16 protein-coding genes are annotated in these 15,492 nt (G+C 69.8%); 8 read left to right on the top strand and 8 right to left on the bottom strand.

What is annotated here, in order from left to right; genetic code table 11:
• Positions 1–115 precede the first annotated feature (115 nt).
• Both ABZ860_RS01120 and ABZ860_RS01115 read left to right on the top strand, forming a co-directional pair.
• The gene (locus tag ABZ860_RS01120; protein ID WP_357213273.1) at positions 116–769 is read left to right on the top strand and encodes a DUF6461 domain-containing protein; all 654 of its coding nucleotides are present in this window, start codon (positions 116–118) and stop codon (positions 767–769) included.
• Between the two features lie 45 nt (positions 770–814).
• A complete protein-coding gene (locus tag ABZ860_RS01115; protein ID WP_357213271.1) occupies positions 815–1,210 on the top strand; it encodes an ACT domain-containing protein in 396 nt (131 codons plus the stop codon).
• 15 nt (positions 1,211–1,225) lie between these two features.
• On the opposite strand, the gene ABZ860_RS01110 is transcribed toward ABZ860_RS01115, so the two are convergent.
• Positions 1,226–1,711 (bottom strand): DUF2000 domain-containing protein, encoded by a 486-nt coding sequence (locus ABZ860_RS01110; protein WP_357213269.1) that lies wholly within the window; start codon positions 1,709–1,711, stop codon positions 1,226–1,228.
• 110 nt (positions 1,712–1,821) lie between these two features.
• On the opposite strand from ABZ860_RS01110, the gene ABZ860_RS01105 reads away from it, so the two are divergent.
• Positions 1,822–2,274, top strand: a complete 453-nt coding sequence (locus ABZ860_RS01105; RefSeq protein WP_357213267.1) for an Lrp/AsnC family transcriptional regulator — start codon at positions 1,822–1,824, stop codon at positions 2,272–2,274.
• A gap of 123 nt (positions 2,275–2,397) precedes the next feature.
• Positions 2,398–3,099 carry a helix-turn-helix domain-containing protein gene (locus tag ABZ860_RS01100; protein WP_357213264.1) on the top strand — a complete coding sequence of 234 codons (702 nt, stop codon included), beginning with the start codon at positions 2,398–2,400 and terminating at the stop codon, positions 3,097–3,099.
• A 32-nt stretch (positions 3,100–3,131) separates the two neighbouring features.
• On the opposite strand, the gene ABZ860_RS01095 is transcribed toward ABZ860_RS01100, so the two are convergent.
• Positions 3,132–3,635 (bottom strand): hypothetical protein, encoded by a 504-nt coding sequence (locus ABZ860_RS01095; RefSeq protein ID WP_357213261.1) that lies wholly within the window; start codon positions 3,633–3,635, stop codon positions 3,132–3,134.
• Positions 3,636–3,709: 74 nt separating this feature from the next.
• Positions 3,710–4,744 (bottom strand): zinc-dependent alcohol dehydrogenase family protein, encoded by a 1,035-nt coding sequence (locus ABZ860_RS01090; RefSeq protein WP_357213258.1) that lies wholly within the window; start codon positions 4,742–4,744, stop codon positions 3,710–3,712.
• A gap of 174 nt (positions 4,745–4,918) precedes the next feature.
• Here ABZ860_RS01090 and trpD point away from each other — a divergent pair, with 174 nt between their 5' ends.
• Positions 4,919–5,971 (top strand): anthranilate phosphoribosyltransferase, encoded by a 1,053-nt coding sequence (trpD, locus tag ABZ860_RS01085; RefSeq protein ID WP_357213255.1) that lies wholly within the window; start codon positions 4,919–4,921, stop codon positions 5,969–5,971.
• A gap of 33 nt (positions 5,972–6,004) precedes the next feature.
• On the opposite strand, the gene ABZ860_RS01080 is transcribed toward trpD, so the two are convergent.
• A complete protein-coding gene (locus tag ABZ860_RS01080) occupies positions 6,005–7,141 on the bottom strand; it encodes a LacI family DNA-binding transcriptional regulator (protein ID WP_357213253.1) in 1,137 nt (378 codons plus the stop codon).
• Between the two features lie 386 nt (positions 7,142–7,527).
• Here ABZ860_RS01080 and ABZ860_RS01075 point away from each other — a divergent pair, with 386 nt between their 5' ends.
• Positions 7,528–9,690 carry a cellulase family glycosylhydrolase gene (locus tag ABZ860_RS01075; protein ID WP_357213250.1) on the top strand — a complete coding sequence of 721 codons (2,163 nt, stop codon included), beginning with the start codon at positions 7,528–7,530 and terminating at the stop codon, positions 9,688–9,690.
• A gap of 177 nt (positions 9,691–9,867) precedes the next feature.
• On the opposite strand, the gene ABZ860_RS01070 is transcribed toward ABZ860_RS01075, so the two are convergent.
• Positions 9,868–10,395, bottom strand: coding sequence for a nuclear transport factor 2 family protein (locus ABZ860_RS01070; protein WP_357213248.1), 528 nt, complete (start codon positions 10,393–10,395; stop codon positions 9,868–9,870).
• 111 nt (positions 10,396–10,506) lie between these two features.
• On the opposite strand from ABZ860_RS01070, the gene ABZ860_RS01065 reads away from it, so the two are divergent.
• Positions 10,507–11,406 (top strand): LysR family transcriptional regulator, encoded by a 900-nt coding sequence (locus ABZ860_RS01065; protein WP_357213245.1) that lies wholly within the window; start codon positions 10,507–10,509, stop codon positions 11,404–11,406.
• Positions 11,407–11,421: 15 nt separating this feature from the next.
• Here ABZ860_RS01065 and ABZ860_RS01060 read toward each other — a convergent pair whose 3' ends face one another.
• Positions 11,422–12,486 carry an aldo/keto reductase gene (locus tag ABZ860_RS01060; RefSeq protein ID WP_357213242.1) on the bottom strand — a complete coding sequence of 355 codons (1,065 nt, stop codon included), beginning with the start codon at positions 12,484–12,486 and terminating at the stop codon, positions 11,422–11,424.
• A gap of 334 nt (positions 12,487–12,820) precedes the next feature.
• Here ABZ860_RS01060 and ABZ860_RS01055 point away from each other — a divergent pair, with 334 nt between their 5' ends.
• On the top strand, positions 12,821–13,873 hold the full coding sequence (locus tag ABZ860_RS01055; RefSeq protein WP_357214702.1) for an NBR1-Ig-like domain-containing protein: 1,053 nt from the start codon (positions 12,821–12,823) through the stop codon (positions 13,871–13,873).
• A gap of 60 nt (positions 13,874–13,933) precedes the next feature.
• On the opposite strand, the gene ABZ860_RS01050 is transcribed toward ABZ860_RS01055, so the two are convergent.
• Both ABZ860_RS01050 and ABZ860_RS01045 read right to left on the bottom strand, forming a co-directional pair.
• Complete coding sequence (locus ABZ860_RS01050; RefSeq protein WP_357213239.1) at positions 13,934–14,872, bottom strand: SpoIID/LytB domain-containing protein; 939 nt, start codon at positions 14,870–14,872, stop codon at positions 13,934–13,936.
• 34 nt (positions 14,873–14,906) lie between these two features.
• On the bottom strand, positions 14,907–15,492 hold a 586-nt coding region (locus tag ABZ860_RS01045), incomplete at its 5' end, for a M23 family metallopeptidase (protein WP_357213237.1).

The raw sequence follows: 15,492 nt of genomic DNA, 5'->3' as shown, positions 1-15,492 counted from the left end.
TCCTGACATCGGCGGCGTTCCGCCGCCGGAGGACAGCAACGCGGCGAACGGCCTCGGCCCCCGGTTTTGTCGGCGGCGGCTGCCACGATGTCGCGAAACGACCAAGGGAGCCCAGGTGCCCGATCGTCTTGCCCCCTTTCGGTGGCTGACGGCCCCGGCGACGGACAACGTGCGCAACCCGCTGGGCGACATCTTCAGCGTGTCGTTCTTCCATGGGATGGAGCCCGCCGATGTCGCGGCCCGTTTCGAACCCGCCGGAGCGGCGGTCCGCTCGATGAGCCTGGACGAACTCGACGACGAGGTCGCCGAGTTCATCGAGGAGACCGACGGCGGCGACGGCGGCGGATACGTCGGCATCACCCGGATCGGCGAGTGGAGCGTGGCGGTCGAACCGTGCGGCTGGCACACGACGCTGGGCGAGAACCTGGCGCGCCTCTCGCAGGGATGCGAGGCGGTGGCCGTCGGACGCCACGACTACGCCGAGCACAGCTTCCTGTACGCCGTGGACGGCGAGATCGTCACCGCCTTCACGCCGCACGCGTCGGTCAACCGCCGGGGCAGCGACCCCGATCGGCTGAAGGAGCCGATGCGCAGGGTCGGGCTGCCCTTGACCGCCACGACAGGCAAGGCGGCCTGGGACACGCGGTGGGACGACGCGCTCCCGAAGGCGTTCGCGCTCGCCGCCAGGATCACCGGGGTGACCCTCACCCCCGACTCCTTCGACGGGCCGCTGCTGGTCGCCTCGATCATCGAGTGGTCCCAGGTCTAGGCGTCGTGCCGCTGTCTTGTCGGAGGGCTCTGCTACACACGTTTCATGACCTCACCCGCCGCCCAGCAGCTCGGCATCGTGCCGTCCGTGTTCGCCGTCCAGCATCTGCCGCAGGCGACGTTCCCCGAAGACGACGACTGGATCGCGCTCGTCCGCGCCCCGGAGGGCCTCACCGTGGTCCGCGAGACCTGGCCGACGGGGTCCGGCGACCGCTGGATCGGCCTGTACGGCGGGGGCACGGGACACGAACTGGACGTCCCGGGCATGCTCGCGGCGATCGTGGATCCCTTGGCCGAGGCGGCCATCTCGGTGTTCGTCGTCTCGACGTTCCACGCCGACCTGGTCCTCGTGCCCGAGCCGAGGATCGAGGAGGCGATCACCGTCCTGGAGGAGGCGGGACACCGTGTGGACACCCGCCACCTGCGCGCGCCCGGCTCCTGACCCCGGGATGCCGGGTCACGGCATCAGGGGCAGCTTCCCCACGATCTTGTCCACCCGGTTACGCGGCCCGACCACGCTGACCGCGTAGTACTCGACGTCGTCGGCAGCGGTCTCCTTCATCGTGGCGAGGTAGTCGGCGTAGACCCGCGTCTGCTGGGCCGCGGCGGGCATGTCCGCCACGAAGCACCCGGCGTTCGCCGCGGCCTTGGCACGGACGGCACGCAGCGTCGCGGCGTCCGCGGCCAGCACCGAGCAGCCCGCCCACGGCAGGCCGGGGTGGGTGCCGCCGCCGGCGTCCACCGCGTCGTCGCCGAGGAGCCCGGTCACCGCCGCCGAGGTCGCCGCGGCCACGCAGACGGCGGCGTTCACGGCACGGCCCGCGGGAAGGTCGCGGTCGACCACGATCACCCACTTCAGGCGGGCCGCCCGGGTCGGGAGGGCCGGGTCGATCTCCTCGGGGGCGAACCCGACACCCGGGATCGTCTGTTCGTCGGCCGTCATCCCGGCCTCCTATCCATGCATTCGGACGTATGCCGTTGATGCTAGGCACCCGTACGATTGAGCTGCAAGGAATCCGTATTTGTATCGGAATCAGGGGTGTGCGGGCGGGCATGGACGAACTTGATAAGGCGATCCTTGCGGAACTGCAGTCGGATGCACGGAAGACCAACCGTGACGTCGCCGCCGCGGTCGGGGTCTCGCCGACCACGGCACTCGACCGCACGCGGGCGCTCCGTCAGCGTGGCGTCATCAGGGGAGCGATCCTCGACGTCGATCTGGCGGAGATCGGGCGCCCGGTCCAGGCCCTCATCGCCATCCGCGTGCGTCCCCCCTCGCGGCGCAACATCGAGGGCTTCCGCAACTGGGTCAGCGCGCTCCCCGACACCCTGGGCGTCTACGTGACGACCGGCACGGAGGACTTCATCGTGCACGTGGCGGTGCCGGACAACGCCAGCCTGTACGCGTTCGTGATCGACAGGCTCACCGAACGGCCCGAAGTCGCCGACGTCCGCACGTCGATCGTCTACGAGCACATCCGCAACACCCGGATCAGCCCCATGTGAGGGCGGAATCGGCCCTGCCTTCCGACACCGGGCCGGCGTCGGATCGGGGACCTACCATTGTCGGGAGAACGGCCTGGACCGGCCCGCATGACCATTTTCCGCGCGTCAGGAGGAGTTGCCCGGATGGGCCTGGACATCGAGAGTCGATCGTCCGACTCGCCGTACATCGAGCGGGTGTGGCGCAGCAGCAGCCGTGACGTGGAGCAGATGACGGCGGTCGCGACAGCCCACTGGGATCTTGTCTTCTGGGAGCACCGCGGCCAGGTCAGCGCCTCCGTCCAGGGGCCGGAGACGAGGGCGAGCCAGGCCCCCGTTCCCGAGGACGCCACGTTCTTCGGGATCAGCTTCTCCCTCGGCACCGCGATGCCCCATCTTCCCCTCGACCGGCTCGTCGACGGGTCCGCCGAGATCCCCGACACGACGCGCAGGTCCTTCTGGCTGAAGGGTTCCGCCTGGCACCTGCCCGACTACGACAACGCCGAGTCGTTCGTGAACCGGCTGGTGCGTGAGGGCGTCGTGGAGCGCGACCCGCTCGTCGCCGCGGTGCTCCGCGGCGCGCCGCCGGACGTGTCAGAACGCACCGTGCAGCGGCGCTTCCTGGCGGCGACCGGGCTCACCCGCGGCGCCGTCCGGCAGATCGATCGCGCCAGGCGGGCGGCGGTCCTGATCCAGGAGGGCGTGCCGGTCCACGACGTGATCCACCGGCTCGGATACTTCGACCAGCCGCACCTGGCACGCTCCCTGAGCCGTTACATCGGGAGGACCGCCACGCAGTTGGGCGATCGGAAGCCGTCGCAGCCGCTGTCGCTCCTGTACGCGACCTGACCGCTCGCCCCCCGGCTCATCCCGTGGGCCGGTCAGAAGTGCGTCGTGACGCCGAACACCGAACGCAGGCTCGCCATGTCGTGCAGGTCGCGGTCGCGGGGCTCGTAACCCTGGTGGAAGGCGACCTGCTGACCGACGGACAGGCAGCGCACCCGCACGCCCTCGATCGTGCCCGTGACGAAGACCGCGGCCGGATAGTGGAGCGCCGCGCCGCGGTCGTCGAGGTGCTGCACGGCCGAGCCGTCCTCCGCGACGTGCAGCGGATGGAGATCGAGCTCATGCCCTTCACCGTCGGTCATGACGAACCTGGCCGGCCGCCCGGGCACCGCACCGGGCCGCTCGGCGTACCCGAGCGACTCCAGCGCACCGACCACCAGCCGCTCCTGTTCGGCGCGGTGGAGCAGGTCGAGGTCGTGGTGCTCCCGGGTGACGCGTCCGACCAGGACGTCGATCCCCCATCCGCCGGCGACCCAGACCTCGCATCCGGCCTCGTCCAGCGCGTTCAGCACCCGTAGCATCTCGGCGATCGGCAGCACCGGCCCGCTCCCCCTCGTCTCGATCTTCGAGCCAGGCTACCCCGCCGGAACCGCCGCCCGCGGAGCCGGACGGGTCAGGGCGTGATGAGCACCTTCAGCGCCTGACGGGCGGCCATGGCGCGGTAGCCGTCGGGCACCTCGCCGAGGCTCACGGTGCGGTCGAACACGCGGCCCGGCTCGATCGTGCCGTCGAGCACGTCGGGCAGGAGTTCCTCGATGTAGGCGCGGGCCGGTGCGACACCGCCGGTCAGGGTGATGTTCCTCATGAACTCCCGGGACCCCATCGGCACCTTCTCGTACTGGGGGACGCCGACCCGGCTGACCACGCCGCCGTCGCGGACCACGCCGAAGGCGGTCTCCACGGCCTCTTCCAGCCCGACGCACTCCAGCACGGCGTGGGTGCCGTCGCCGCCGGTCAGTTCCCTGACCCTCTCGACGCCCTCCTCGCCGCGTTCGGCGACCACGTCGGTGGCGCCGAACTCGCGGCCGAGGTCGGTGCGGTCCTCGTGCCGCCCCATCAGGATGATCCGCTCGGCGCCCAGCCGCCTGGCCGACAGCACCGCCGACAGGCCGACCGCGCCGTCACCGATCACGGTCACCGTCGTACGCGCGTTCACGCCGGCTCTGACCGCGCAGTGGTAGCCGGTGGGGAACACGTCCGACAGGGTGAGCAGCGACGGCAGGAGAACCGAGTCCTCGGCCACCGGCAGTCTCACCAGCGTGCCCTGTGCCTGCGGCACGCGCACGGCCTCGCCCTGGCCGCCGTCGACGCCGTCCCTGGCCCACATCCCGCCGTGCCGGCACGACGTCTGCAGGCCCTCGGAGCAGAAGTCGCAGGTGTTGTCGGACCAGACGAACGGCGCGACCACCACGTCGCCCCGTTTCAGCCCGCGCACCTCGGCGCCGGTCTCCTCGACCACCCCGAGGAACTCGTGTCCGATGCGGTCGCCGTGCTGCGTGGCGGCCCGCGACCCATAGGGCCACAGGTCGCTGCCGCAGACACAGGCGCGCAGCACCCGCACCACGGCGTCCGTGGGCTGCTCGATCACCGGGTCGGGCACGTTCTCCACGCGCACGTCGCCGGCGCCGTAAATCAAGGTCGCTCGCATGACAGCCTTCCATTTCTCCCGTTCGTGTCACCGCTACCCGGAAAGGGCCGCCGCTCGCGCGAATTCGTGGAGTTCGGCCAGGTCAGGCGGCTTCATGCCGATGAATCACGATGCCGGTCGCTACGCTGGGAGCGCGCGCCGCCCGACCGCCGTGCCCACGTCGAGAGGACCTTCATGACCCAGCCGTCCCGATCCTGGCCCCGCCTGCTCGCGACGCTCCTGCGGGGGCAGGACCTCGACGCGGACGACACGCGATGGGCCATGCGGCAGGTCATGGACGACGCGGCCGATCCCGCCCAGCTCGCCGGGTTCCTGGTCGCCCTGCGGGCCAAGGGCGAGAGCGCCGCGGAGCTCAGGGGCATGCTCGACGCCCTCATGGAACGGGTCGTGCCCCTGCCCGTCGACGGCGCGCAGGTCGTCGACATCGTCGGCACCGGCGGCGACGGCGCCCACACGGTGAACGTGAGCACCATGGCGGCGATCGTCGTGGCCGCCGCCGGCTCCCCGGTGGTCAAGCACGGCGGCCGATCGGCGTCCAGCAAGGCCGGCGCCGCCGACGTCCTGGAAACCCTGGGGCTGCCACTCGATCTCGCGCCTGACGACATCGCCCGGTGCGTGCGCGAGGTCGGCATCGGCTTCACCTTCGCCCCGCGCTTCCACCAGGGGCTGCGTTACGCCGGTCCGGTGCGCAAGGCGCTCGGCGTCCCCACCGCCGTCAACTACCTGGCGCCGCTGACCAACCCCGCCAGTCCCCGTGCCGCCCTCGTCGGCTGCTCCAACCCCGCCCTCGCCCCGGCCCTGGCGAACGTCCTCGCGGAACGGGGCGCGAGCGCCCTGGTCGTGTGCGGGCAGGACGGCCTCGACGAGATCACCACCGCCGCGCCCACGAGCGTCTGGATCACCGAGAACGGCGACGTCCGGCAGGAGACGCTGGACGCGGCCGACTTCGGGCTGGCGCGCAGCGCGCAGGACGCGCTCCGGGGCGGTGACGCGGCCTACAACGCCTCGGTCGTCCACCGGGTCCTGGCCGGTGAAGCGGGTGCCGCACGCGACGCCGTCCTCGCCAACGCGGCCGGGGCCCTCGCCGCTCACCGCGGCTTCGGCGGGAGTCTGCGCGACGCCTTCGCGGCCTGCCTCGAGGACGCGCGCCGCGCCGTCGACAGCGGTGCCGCCGCCGGCACCCTCGACAGCTGGCTCAAGCTCGCGTCGTCCCTGGCCGGCCGGTAGCGCCGGCCGATCTTCCACCGCCCAGACGGAACGTCACTCAGACGAACGGGCCGGCGGGGAGGTGCTCTCCCGAACCGTGAGGGTGGTGGCCAGCTCGAGACCCACCTGCGGTGTCTCCTCTCCCCGCCCCAGGGCGAGTGCCAGCTCGGTGGCGGCCGCGGCCATCTCGATGAGCGGCTGGTGGACGGTGGTCAACGGCGGATCGACGAGGGCGGTGATGGGCAGGTCGTCGAAGCCGACCACGCTCAGGTCCACCGGAATCCGCACTCCCAGCTCGCGGGCCGCCTGGTAGACGCCGAGCGCCTGGAGATCGTTGCAGGCGAAGATCGCCGTGGGGCGTTCCGCGCGGCTCAGCAGACCGATCGCAGCCGTCCGCCCGTCCTCCTTGGTGAGGTCGGCGCGGACGACGAGGCCGGGGTCGACGGAAAGGCCGGCGGCCTCCAGTGCGGAGCGATACCCGTCCAGCCTGGCCCGGCAGCACAGAACCCGGTCCGGCCCGGCGATCATCGCGATCCGGCGGTGTCCGAGCTCGATCAGGTGGCGAGTGGCCGACCGGCCACCCGCCCAGTTCGTCGCGCCGACGAAGGGGACGCCGTCCGGCAGTTCGGTGGTGGGATCGAAGACCACGAACGGAATGTCCTTGGCGCGCAGCTGGTCGCGCTGCTCCTCCGACAGCTGGGCCACCGTGACGACGCAGGCAGGGCGACGGGCCAGCGTCTCGTCGATCGGATGTTCCCCCGTGTCGCGTCGCGGGCCGAACTCCGTCAGGACGACCCCCACGCGGTGCTCGCGGGCCACCCGCTCGACCCCGCGGATGATCTCGATTCCCCACATGTCCTCGAGCTCGCCGAAGACGAGTTCCATCATGTTCCTGCGGTTGATCTTGCGGTATCCGTACTCGCTGATCAGCGCTTCGACGCGGGCGCGGGTATCCGGGGACACGCCGGCCCGGCCGTTGATCACCTTGGACACCGTGGGGACCGACACCCCGGCGGTCTCCGCGATGTAGGAAATCGTCACGGGTCGGGCCGGGTCGCCTTTCGGGCGCTCGTGGTCGGCAGCCGGTCCGTGCGGCTCGGCGTACGACAACTGGCCCCCTTCCTCGCCGGCCCGGCGCCGGGATCGCGCCGTGCCGTCCCCCACCCGGTCAGCCGCCGCGGGCCGTTTCACGGCGCAAGGATAACCCGTCGGGCCTCGCATGAACGTCGCGCTGCTCGTGTCGCCGAACGGTCGAATCGGCGGCGCACATTCCGCTAGCCGCTCCGGCGACGCCGCGTGTACCTGAAATTTTCAGAATCGATGCCGAGAAACTTTCTAAAGCGAGTTTCTGGGCGACGAACGAGAGAAAGCGATCATGTCGGTGACCTCGCCGAAGACGGACTCAAGCGATTGCGGGCACCTGCGCTGTCGGCATTCCCCTACGTCCATTCGCGTCCACGGCGACGGACTGTGGTCCTGGATAGATCCCACTGCTATGTTTCCAGCGATTTTTTGAGAAAGTTTCTCAGGTGCCGATCGGTGCCGTCCAAGGCTGGCGCGCACAAGGGAGAGTGACCGTGGATCTGTTCGACGTACGAAGAGCCCGTCTGCGCGTCAGCGCGGTCATCGGGGCCTTGATCACGCTGCTCGCGGTGGGGACGGTGACGGCCGTCAACGCCCAAGCGGCCGCGGGCTGCCGCGTGGCGTACGCGGTCTCGGCGCAGTGGCCGGGCGGTTTCACCGCCGACGTGAGCGTCACCAACCTCGGCGACCCGGTCGACGGGTGGAAACTGGCCTGGACGTTCCCCTCGGGGCAGCAGGTCACCCAGGCGTGGAACGCGACGGTCACCTCGTCGGGCGCCCAGGTCACCGCCGTCAACGCGAGCTACAACGCGGCCGTCGCGACCAACGGGACGGTCTCCTTCGGCTTCAACGGGTCGTGGTCGGGCAGCAACACCGCGCCGGCCGCGTTCACGCTCAACGGCGTCACCTGCACCGGAGACACCGGCGCCTCGCCGTCGCCCAGCCCGTCACCCTCCGCCGGCCCGTCGCGGTCGCCGTCACCATCACCGTCCGCCAGCCCGTCTTCGTCCCCCTCGCCGTCGCCCAGCCCGTCGCCGTCCGCGTCGCCCTCGCCGTCGCCGCAGCCGGGCGACGCGATGGCCATGGTCGCCGCGATGCAACCCGGCTGGAACCTGGGCAACACCTTCGACGCGATCCCCGACGAGACGGCGTGGGGCAATCCGCCGACGACCCAGGCTCTGCTCCACCACGTGCGGTCCCAGGGGTTCAACAGCATCCGGATCCCGGTGACCTGGAGCAACCACCACGGCCCCGCGCCTGACTACACCATCGACGCCGCCTGGCTGAACCGCATCCGCCAGGTCGTCGACTGGTCCCTGGCCGAGGGCTTCTACGTGATGATCAACCTGCATCACGACTCCTGGCAGTGGATCAACACCTACCCCGGCGACCGTACGACCGTGATGAACAGGTACACCGCGCTGTGGAGGCAGATCGCCGGCGCGTTCCGCGACTATTCGCCCAAGCTGGTGTTCGAGAGCATCAACGAGCCGCAGTTCACCGGCACCTCGGGCGACAGCGAGAGCGATCAGGTGCTGAACGAGCTCAACACCGCGTTCGTCCACCTGGTGCGCGGGTCCGGGGGCGGCAACGCCACCCGGCTGCTCGTGCTGCCCACCCTGAACACCAACGCCGAACAGGCCCGGCTGGACGCGTTGACGGCCACCTTCAACCAGCTCCACGACCCCAACCTCGCCGCGACGGTGCACTTCTACGGGTGGTGGCCGTTCAGCGTCAACATCGCCGGCGGCACCCGGTACGACAGCAACGTCGAGCAGGACCTCGTCGGCACCTTCGACCGGGTGTACAACACGTTCGTGTCCCACGGGATCCCCGTGATCGTCGGAGAATGGGCGCTGCTCAACTACGACCACACCCGGCCGGGGATCATCGAACGCGGCGAATTCCTGAAGTTCATCGAGGCCGTCGGCTACCACGCCCGCATCCGGAAGCTCACCACCATGCTCTGGGACGCGGGCCAGTTCCTGAACCGCAACGAGCTGCGATGGCGCGACCAGGGCATATACGACCTGATGAAGGCCGGCTGGACCACGCGCTCCGGCACGGCCTCGTCCGACCAGGTGTACGTGCCCCGCAGCGGCGCGATCACCAGCAAGACGCTCACACTCAACCTCAACGGCACCGCGTTCCAGGGCCTGCGGCAGGGCGGTGCCACCCTCGCCGAGGGCGCCGACTACACCGTGTCCGGCAACACCCTGACCCTCACCGCGGCGGCCCTCACCCGGCTGGCCGGAAACCGGGCCTACGGCGTGAACGCCACCATCGAGGCCCGCTTCTCCCAGGGCGCGCCGTGGCAGATCAGCATCATCACCTCCGACCCGCCGACCCAGGCCGCCGCCACCGGCACGACCTCCTCATTCGCCATCCCCACCCAGTTCCGCGGCGACCAGCTCGCCACCATGGAGGCCAAGTACGCCGACGGCAGCCCCGCCGGACCGGCCAACTGGACCCCCTACAAGGGTTTCTGGGACCACTTCCAGCCCGACTACAGCGCCAACACGATCATTCTCAAACCCGACTTCTTCGCTGAGGTCAACGACGGCCGCGTCACCCTCACCTTCCACTTCTGGAGCGGAGCGCAGGTCACGTACTACATCACCAAGTCCGGCACCACGGTGACCGGCGGCACCAGCTGACGAACATCCGGCGTACGCCGTGGCCCCACCGGCCGCGGCGTACGCCGGCGCGGGTGCCGGCGAAGGCCACCAGGTCGGCGGCTAGGGAAGTTGCTCGCGAAGAGCCGGCCACGGATCGAGCATCCTCGCTGCCGGCCCCACCGGCAGACGATGGCGAACGGTCTGGCCCGGAGCCCTTCAAGGCGCCGACTCGGCGTGCACCTGATCGAAGAGCTGCGTCAGACGCCCGAGCCCCGCCGCGGTCCGCAACACGTCAGAGTAGTCGCGCACGTGGACGATGCGGCCGTCGCGGGCGCGCAGAACGAGCACGAATCGGGAAGTGAACGGCCGCCCGGTCGCGTGGTTGACAGCGTCCATCTCACCCTCACAGATGATCACTTCGGCGTCGGCCGTCTCGTGAACGCACACCTCGCGTAATCCGGTCAGCGGCGGCTTGGACACTGTCCCCCATGCCGCTCTGAAGCCCGCGCGGATCTCCTCGCGCCCGTCGTACCGCTGCGACGGACCGCGATGCGGCGTCCAGAACACGAACTCGTAGATCGCCTCAGCGGCGAACAGATCGGCAAGCGCATCCGGTGAGAAGTCCAGCATCGCCTGGTGGAAGCGGTCGAGCAGGTCGCGTGGAGTCGCGGGCATCCCGCCTCCTCGATCGGCGCGGATTTCGGCTCGACAAACGTAGATCGAAGGAGGCGGCTGGGTCAACAAGCGTAGAGCGAATACGGTGGTTGATATTCATCCCCTGTTACAGCGATTACTGTGATTACAGAGAAACATCGGGATGGACGGCGGTCCACAGCAGGGAAGGGACGAGAGCCGATGAGCCTTCGTCAGTTCGAGTACGCCCTGGCCGTCGCCCAGGAGGGCTCGGTGACGGCGGCGGCGGAGGTGCTGCACGTCGCTCAGCCGTCGGTGTCCCAGCAGATCCGCGGCCTGGAGCGGGAACTCGGCGTGCAACTGTTCGCCCGTACGCCGACCGGGCTGGTGCCCACCGTGGTCGGCCGTGCGTTCCTGCGAGAGGCGGAGGCGGCGGTGAGCGCGGCGCGGCGGGCGAGGGCGACGGCGCGGGCCGGCGCCGACGAGCTGGTGGGCGAGCTGGTGGTCGCGGCGCAGATGGGCCTGGGCACGCGGCAGCTGCCGGGCGCGCTGGGCGCGCTGCGCCGCCGCTTCCCGCGGCTGGAGGTCACCGTCTTCGAGGAGCCGAACCTCGCCGAGCTGGAGCGGCTGGCGCGCCGGGGCGTGCTGGACCTCGCCCTGGTGGCCGGGCCCTGCGGGGAAGAGCTGTACGAGGGCCACCACCTCGGTGACGAGGAGTTCGTCGTGGTGCTGGGCGCCGGGCACCGGCAGCTCGCCGCCGACCGGGTGGAGCTGCGCGACCTGGAGCGGGAGCCGTGGGTGAGGTTCGACCACAACAGCGCGCTCGACGGCGTGCTGCGGGACGTGCTGAGAGACAACGAGCTGACCCCGACCACGGTGGCCCGCGTATCCCAGACGGCGACGGCCGTGCACTGGGCCGCCCACGGGCTGGGGGTCACGCTCGTCCCGGCCTCGGCGGTGCCCCACGGCTACGAGCACCTCGCGCGCCCGGTGTTCCCGGTCGTGTCCCAGCCCGTGGTCGCCGCGGTCCGGCCCGGCGCGGGCCCGGCGGAGACGGCCCTGCTCGAACTTCTGCGTCAAGAGACCTGGTACGAATCCAGTTCCTTCTCACCGGTGTCCTGACGGCCGAGCGGGGTGTCAGCGGCGGGTTTCGATCTTCAGGTCGCCCATGGTCACCGTACGGATGTGGTCACTGGCGAGCATGTCGTGCGGAGCACCGAGTTCGATCGCGCCGGCCTCGTCGAGGCGGGCCAGCTGGGAGGCGGTGAAGTCGACCTCAAGGGCGCCCAGATTCTCCTCCAGCTGTGCGGAAGTGCGTGCGCCGATGATCGGTGCCGTCACGCCCGGGTTCCGCAGGACCCAGGCCAGCCCGACCTGGGCGGGTGTGCGGCCCATCTCCGCGGCGACCTCCTTCACGACATCGGCGATGGCGAGGTTGCGTCCGGTGACCGAACCCAGGGCGACGTTGAAGTCCTTGCGGGTCCCGTCGCCGGACGCGACGTTCGCCGCGATCAGGTCGTCGCGGCTGTACTTGCCGGTGAGCACCCCGCCGGCCAGCGGCGAATAGGGGATCACGCCCAGCCCCATCTCGCGTGCCATGGGGATCAGGTCACGTTCCCCGGCACGGTCGATCAGGTTGTATTCGATCTGCAGCGCGACCAGCGGTGACCAGCCGCGCAGGTCGGCGATCGCCTGCATGCGCGACACCTGCCAGGCCGGTGCGTTGGAGATCGCCACGTATAGGACCTTGCCCTGCCGGACCAGATCGTCCATGCCGCGCAGGATTTCCTCGACCGGCGTCGTGAAATCCCACACGTGCAGGTAGAGCAGATCGATGTAGTCCGTGTTCAGCTGCCGCAGACTGGCTTCCACCGACGCGAACAGGCTTTTGCGGTGACTGCCTCCGGAATTGGGATCACCGGGCCGGCGCAGCGTCGAGTATTTCGTCGCCAGCACCAGGCTTTCGCGGTTGTCGCGGGTGAATTCCCCCAGCAGGCGCTCGGAGCTGCCATTCGTGTAGGTGTTGGCGGTGTCGATGAAGTTGCCGCCTCGCTCCACGTAGAGGTCGAACAGCTTCCGCGCCTCGTCCTGCTCGGCGCCCCAGCCCCACTCGGTGCCGAAGGTCGCCGCACCCAGCGCCAGCGGCGAGACCCGCAGCCCGGAGCGGCCCAGCAGCCGGTAGGTGTCGAGGGTGAGCGGCATCGCGTCCTCCTGTGCTCGTGAACAGTTGTCGAAAACAAGCCGACGACGCGCACATTCCGAAAATCGCGGCGGGCGCCCCGTCGAGCTGTTTCACCGTACGGCCGGAAAACAACGAGAATCAAAGAAGAAATGTCAGCAGGGGTCATAGGGAATTCCTATGGGACCCCGGCTCCTTCCGTCCGCGGCCGGCGCGGGAAGCGGATCGAGGCGTGCCCCGTCGACCACGTCCACGTCGGCTCGGGGCACATGGCGAGGCGCAGGAGGACGTATGCGAGATGTTCCGTAAGCTTGAGCGGACACCGTGGGCGCTGTTAGCTTCACCCGGGTGGACGACATGCGTGCACGGGCGGAGGCCATCGAGCACTTCGCGGCGGCACTGCGAGAACTTCGCAAATCGGTCGGCAACCCACCTTTTCGAGAAATGTCTGGCCGGTCGGGGGCGATTTCCCACACCACGTTGCACGAGGCCACGAAGGGTAACCGGCTCCCCAGTTGGGAGACCACCGTCGAGTTCGTCAAGGCGTGCGGCGCGGACCCGGCCGCGTACCGCGAACGCTGGGAGAGAGCGAACCTGGCGGTCAGATCGGCGAGCGCCGCAGATCCTTCGAACCGCGCGGGCACCTTGGCGGCCCGTCCGCCCGATGGACTCGACGCCTCCGTCGCGGACGTCGCGGACGTCGCGGAAGGTCCTACCGTGCACGGCGCCACCGGTTCGCACGCCTCGCGGCCGGCTGGTGAGACCCCGGCATCTCTGCTCACGCCGCCACCGCCCGACGAGATCGCGGGTGGCGTCCGGCCGGTCCCCGCTGCGCCGGGGGGCCGGGGGCGACTCCGGCCGGCCCGTCCGGCTGCGGCCGCGCTCGCAGTGGCGGCCGTCGGTGTGGCGACAGTGGTCGTCATCGCGGTCGCCGTCAATCGCGGCTCCGGGACCGACGGGCACAGCGTGAACCCGTCCGAGAGCCCATCGCAGACCGGGCTGTCGGCGGCCGACTGCCCGGTGCGCCCCACCAACCCGCCGTGGAGCCCGCCCGCCCACGAGGGTGATTCGGCGAAGTTCATCGGGGACATCACGCTCCCCGACTGCACGCGCGTCGGCCCCCGCCAGACCGTGACCAAGGTATGGCGGCTCAAGAACGCCGGGACCGTGCCGTGGAAGGGATATTCGCTGCATCGCCTCGACCTCCCGCAGCAGCCCGACCAGTGCCAGACCGTCCCCGACGTACCGATCAAGGACACGCGACCGGGAGAGATGGTCGACATCAGGACCGACATCACCACGCCGAGCAAGCCGGGCTTGTGCTACGTGCGGTTCAAGATGATGGAGGGTTCGGGACGGGTCGCATTCCCCGGAGGCCGGCCGCTCAACTTTCAGATCATCATCGGCTGACGCCTGTTCCCCGCCGTGCACGGCACGGCGGGGAACCAGGAGCGGACGGTCTCAGCGGGTTCAGGATGTGAGAGCGATCCCCTTGTAGTAGTACTTGAGGATCCTGGAGTAGCTCCAGCCCGCCTCGGCCTTGTCGCGAGAACCGTTCTGCGACATCCAGTCGCCGGTGACCCAGTGGCGGCACGCCGTCGTCGTTGAACAGTACTGGGCCTTGAAGATCTTCCCGCTGCGCGTCATCCGGATGCCCCACGTCGCATCCACCGCGGCGTTCGTCGCCGCAGTCGCGGAGCCGGGCTTGTACATCTGGCTGGACGTGTGGTCGGTGACGTCGTAGCACTGGCCGCTCGGCGTCTTGCTCGCCGACCTCAGCGCCCAGTACCAGCCGAAGTTCTTGACCGCGATCGCCCCGGCCTTGAGGGATTCCCTCGGCCAGTGCGACCGCCACTCGTTGGGCAGGACGTTCTTCACGTAGGTCTTGAACTCCACCCGGTCCACGCGATTGAGGGACTCCCGGTAGACGAGGATCGTCGTGGGCAGCTTGCTGTGCGTGCCGTCGGTCTTGCAGCCGGTCGGCGGTGCGGAGCTCAGGAACCGGTGGGAGGCGTTCTGGTTCTTGAGGCCGGGTTTGAGGTTGCCCTTGGCGCCGGGCGCGAAGTCCTGGTAGACGCTGCCGCCGTAGTTGCTGTTGTAGTAGACGCGGACGGTCTTGGCGCTGCGGTTCCAGACCGAGGCGGCGGCGTTCTTGACGCACTTGCCCTTGCCGGCGCCGGGCCCCTTGAAGTCGAAGCAGGAGGGCTGCCGGGTGCCGTAGTCGCCGACCGATCCGGTGAAGTCGGAGACCGATCCCTGGTTGTCGCTGTTGAAGTAGTAACAGAACTCGCCGGTCTCGCACACGCCGTTGCGGGTGGCCGCCGAGGCGGGCGAGGCGGTGGCGAGCACCGCCCCGCCGAGCACCGCCGCGGCCAGGGGCGAGATCAGCCGTGCAGTTCGTGGAGACACAGGTGCCTTCCTCTTCGTCAGGGGCCGCGCTGCGCTAGCGGACGTTGTAGCCCTGGGAGATCCAGAACGAGTTCGGGTTCGGGTTGCTCAGATGCGGGTCGCCGACACTCTTGGCGGCGAGCTTCTGCCGTCCGGGGCGCATCTCGACGTGGGTGTGCGCGGCACCGCTGGACGACACTCCGTGCCACGCCTCGTTCGCGATGATCTGGCCGCGCGCGATCTGCTGGCCCACACGCAGCGAGGACAGCGGAGCGGAGTGCAGGTAGATGATCGTCTTGTTCAGCGAGGCGTTGTAGACGGCGATCGTGGAGAGCCCGGAGCCGCCGTTACGTCCGTGTACGACGTTGATGATCTGACCACTGACCAGGGCATGGACAGCCGAACCCACGCTGCGCTTGATGTCGATACCCTCATGCCGGCCGGAGGTGTGGACGTAACCGTCGAAGCCGCAGCTGACGTAGCCGCCGCCCGTGTTGTACAGCGCGTACGACATGTTGACGCGCGCCGATGACGACGGGCCGAACTGGTGGGAGGCGTTCTGGTTCTTGAGGCCGGGTTTGAGGTTGCCCTTGGCGCCGGGCGCGAAGTCCTGGTAGACGCTGCCGCCGTAGTTGCTGTTG

The organism is Microbispora sp. NPDC046973 (assembly GCF_040644495.1).
GTDB lineage: Bacteria > Actinomycetota > Actinomycetes > Streptosporangiales > Streptosporangiaceae > Microbispora.
This window is presented reverse-complemented; position numbering and strand designations above follow the sequence as displayed.

What these genes read in the sequence shown, in the direction of transcription:
- ABZ860_RS01115 (WP_357213271.1), top strand. Translation starts at nt 815, where the DNA reads ATGACCTCACCCGCCGCCCAGCAGCTCGGCATCGTGCCGTCCGTGTTC.
- ABZ860_RS01110 (WP_357213269.1), bottom strand. Translation starts at nt 1,711, where the DNA reads ATGACGGCCGACGAACAGACGATCCCGGGTGTCGGGTTCGCCCCCGAG.
- ABZ860_RS01105 (WP_357213267.1), top strand. Translation starts at nt 1,822, where the DNA reads ATGGACGAACTTGATAAGGCGATCCTTGCGGAACTGCAGTCGGATGCA.
- ABZ860_RS01100 (WP_357213264.1), top strand. Translation starts at nt 2,398, where the DNA reads ATGGGCCTGGACATCGAGAGTCGATCGTCCGACTCGCCGTACATCGAG.
- ABZ860_RS01090 (WP_357213258.1), bottom strand. Translation starts at nt 4,744, where the DNA reads ATGCGAGCGACCTTGATTTACGGCGCCGGCGACGTGCGCGTGGAGAAC.
- trpD (WP_357213255.1), top strand. Translation starts at nt 4,919, where the DNA reads ATGACCCAGCCGTCCCGATCCTGGCCCCGCCTGCTCGCGACGCTCCTG.
- ABZ860_RS01065 (WP_357213245.1), top strand. Translation starts at nt 10,507, where the DNA reads ATGAGCCTTCGTCAGTTCGAGTACGCCCTGGCCGTCGCCCAGGAGGGC.
- ABZ860_RS01060 (WP_357213242.1), bottom strand. Translation starts at nt 12,486, where the DNA reads ATGCCGCTCACCCTCGACACCTACCGGCTGCTGGGCCGCTCCGGGCTG.
- ABZ860_RS01055 (WP_357214702.1), top strand. Translation starts at nt 12,821, where the DNA reads ATGCGTGCACGGGCGGAGGCCATCGAGCACTTCGCGGCGGCACTGCGA.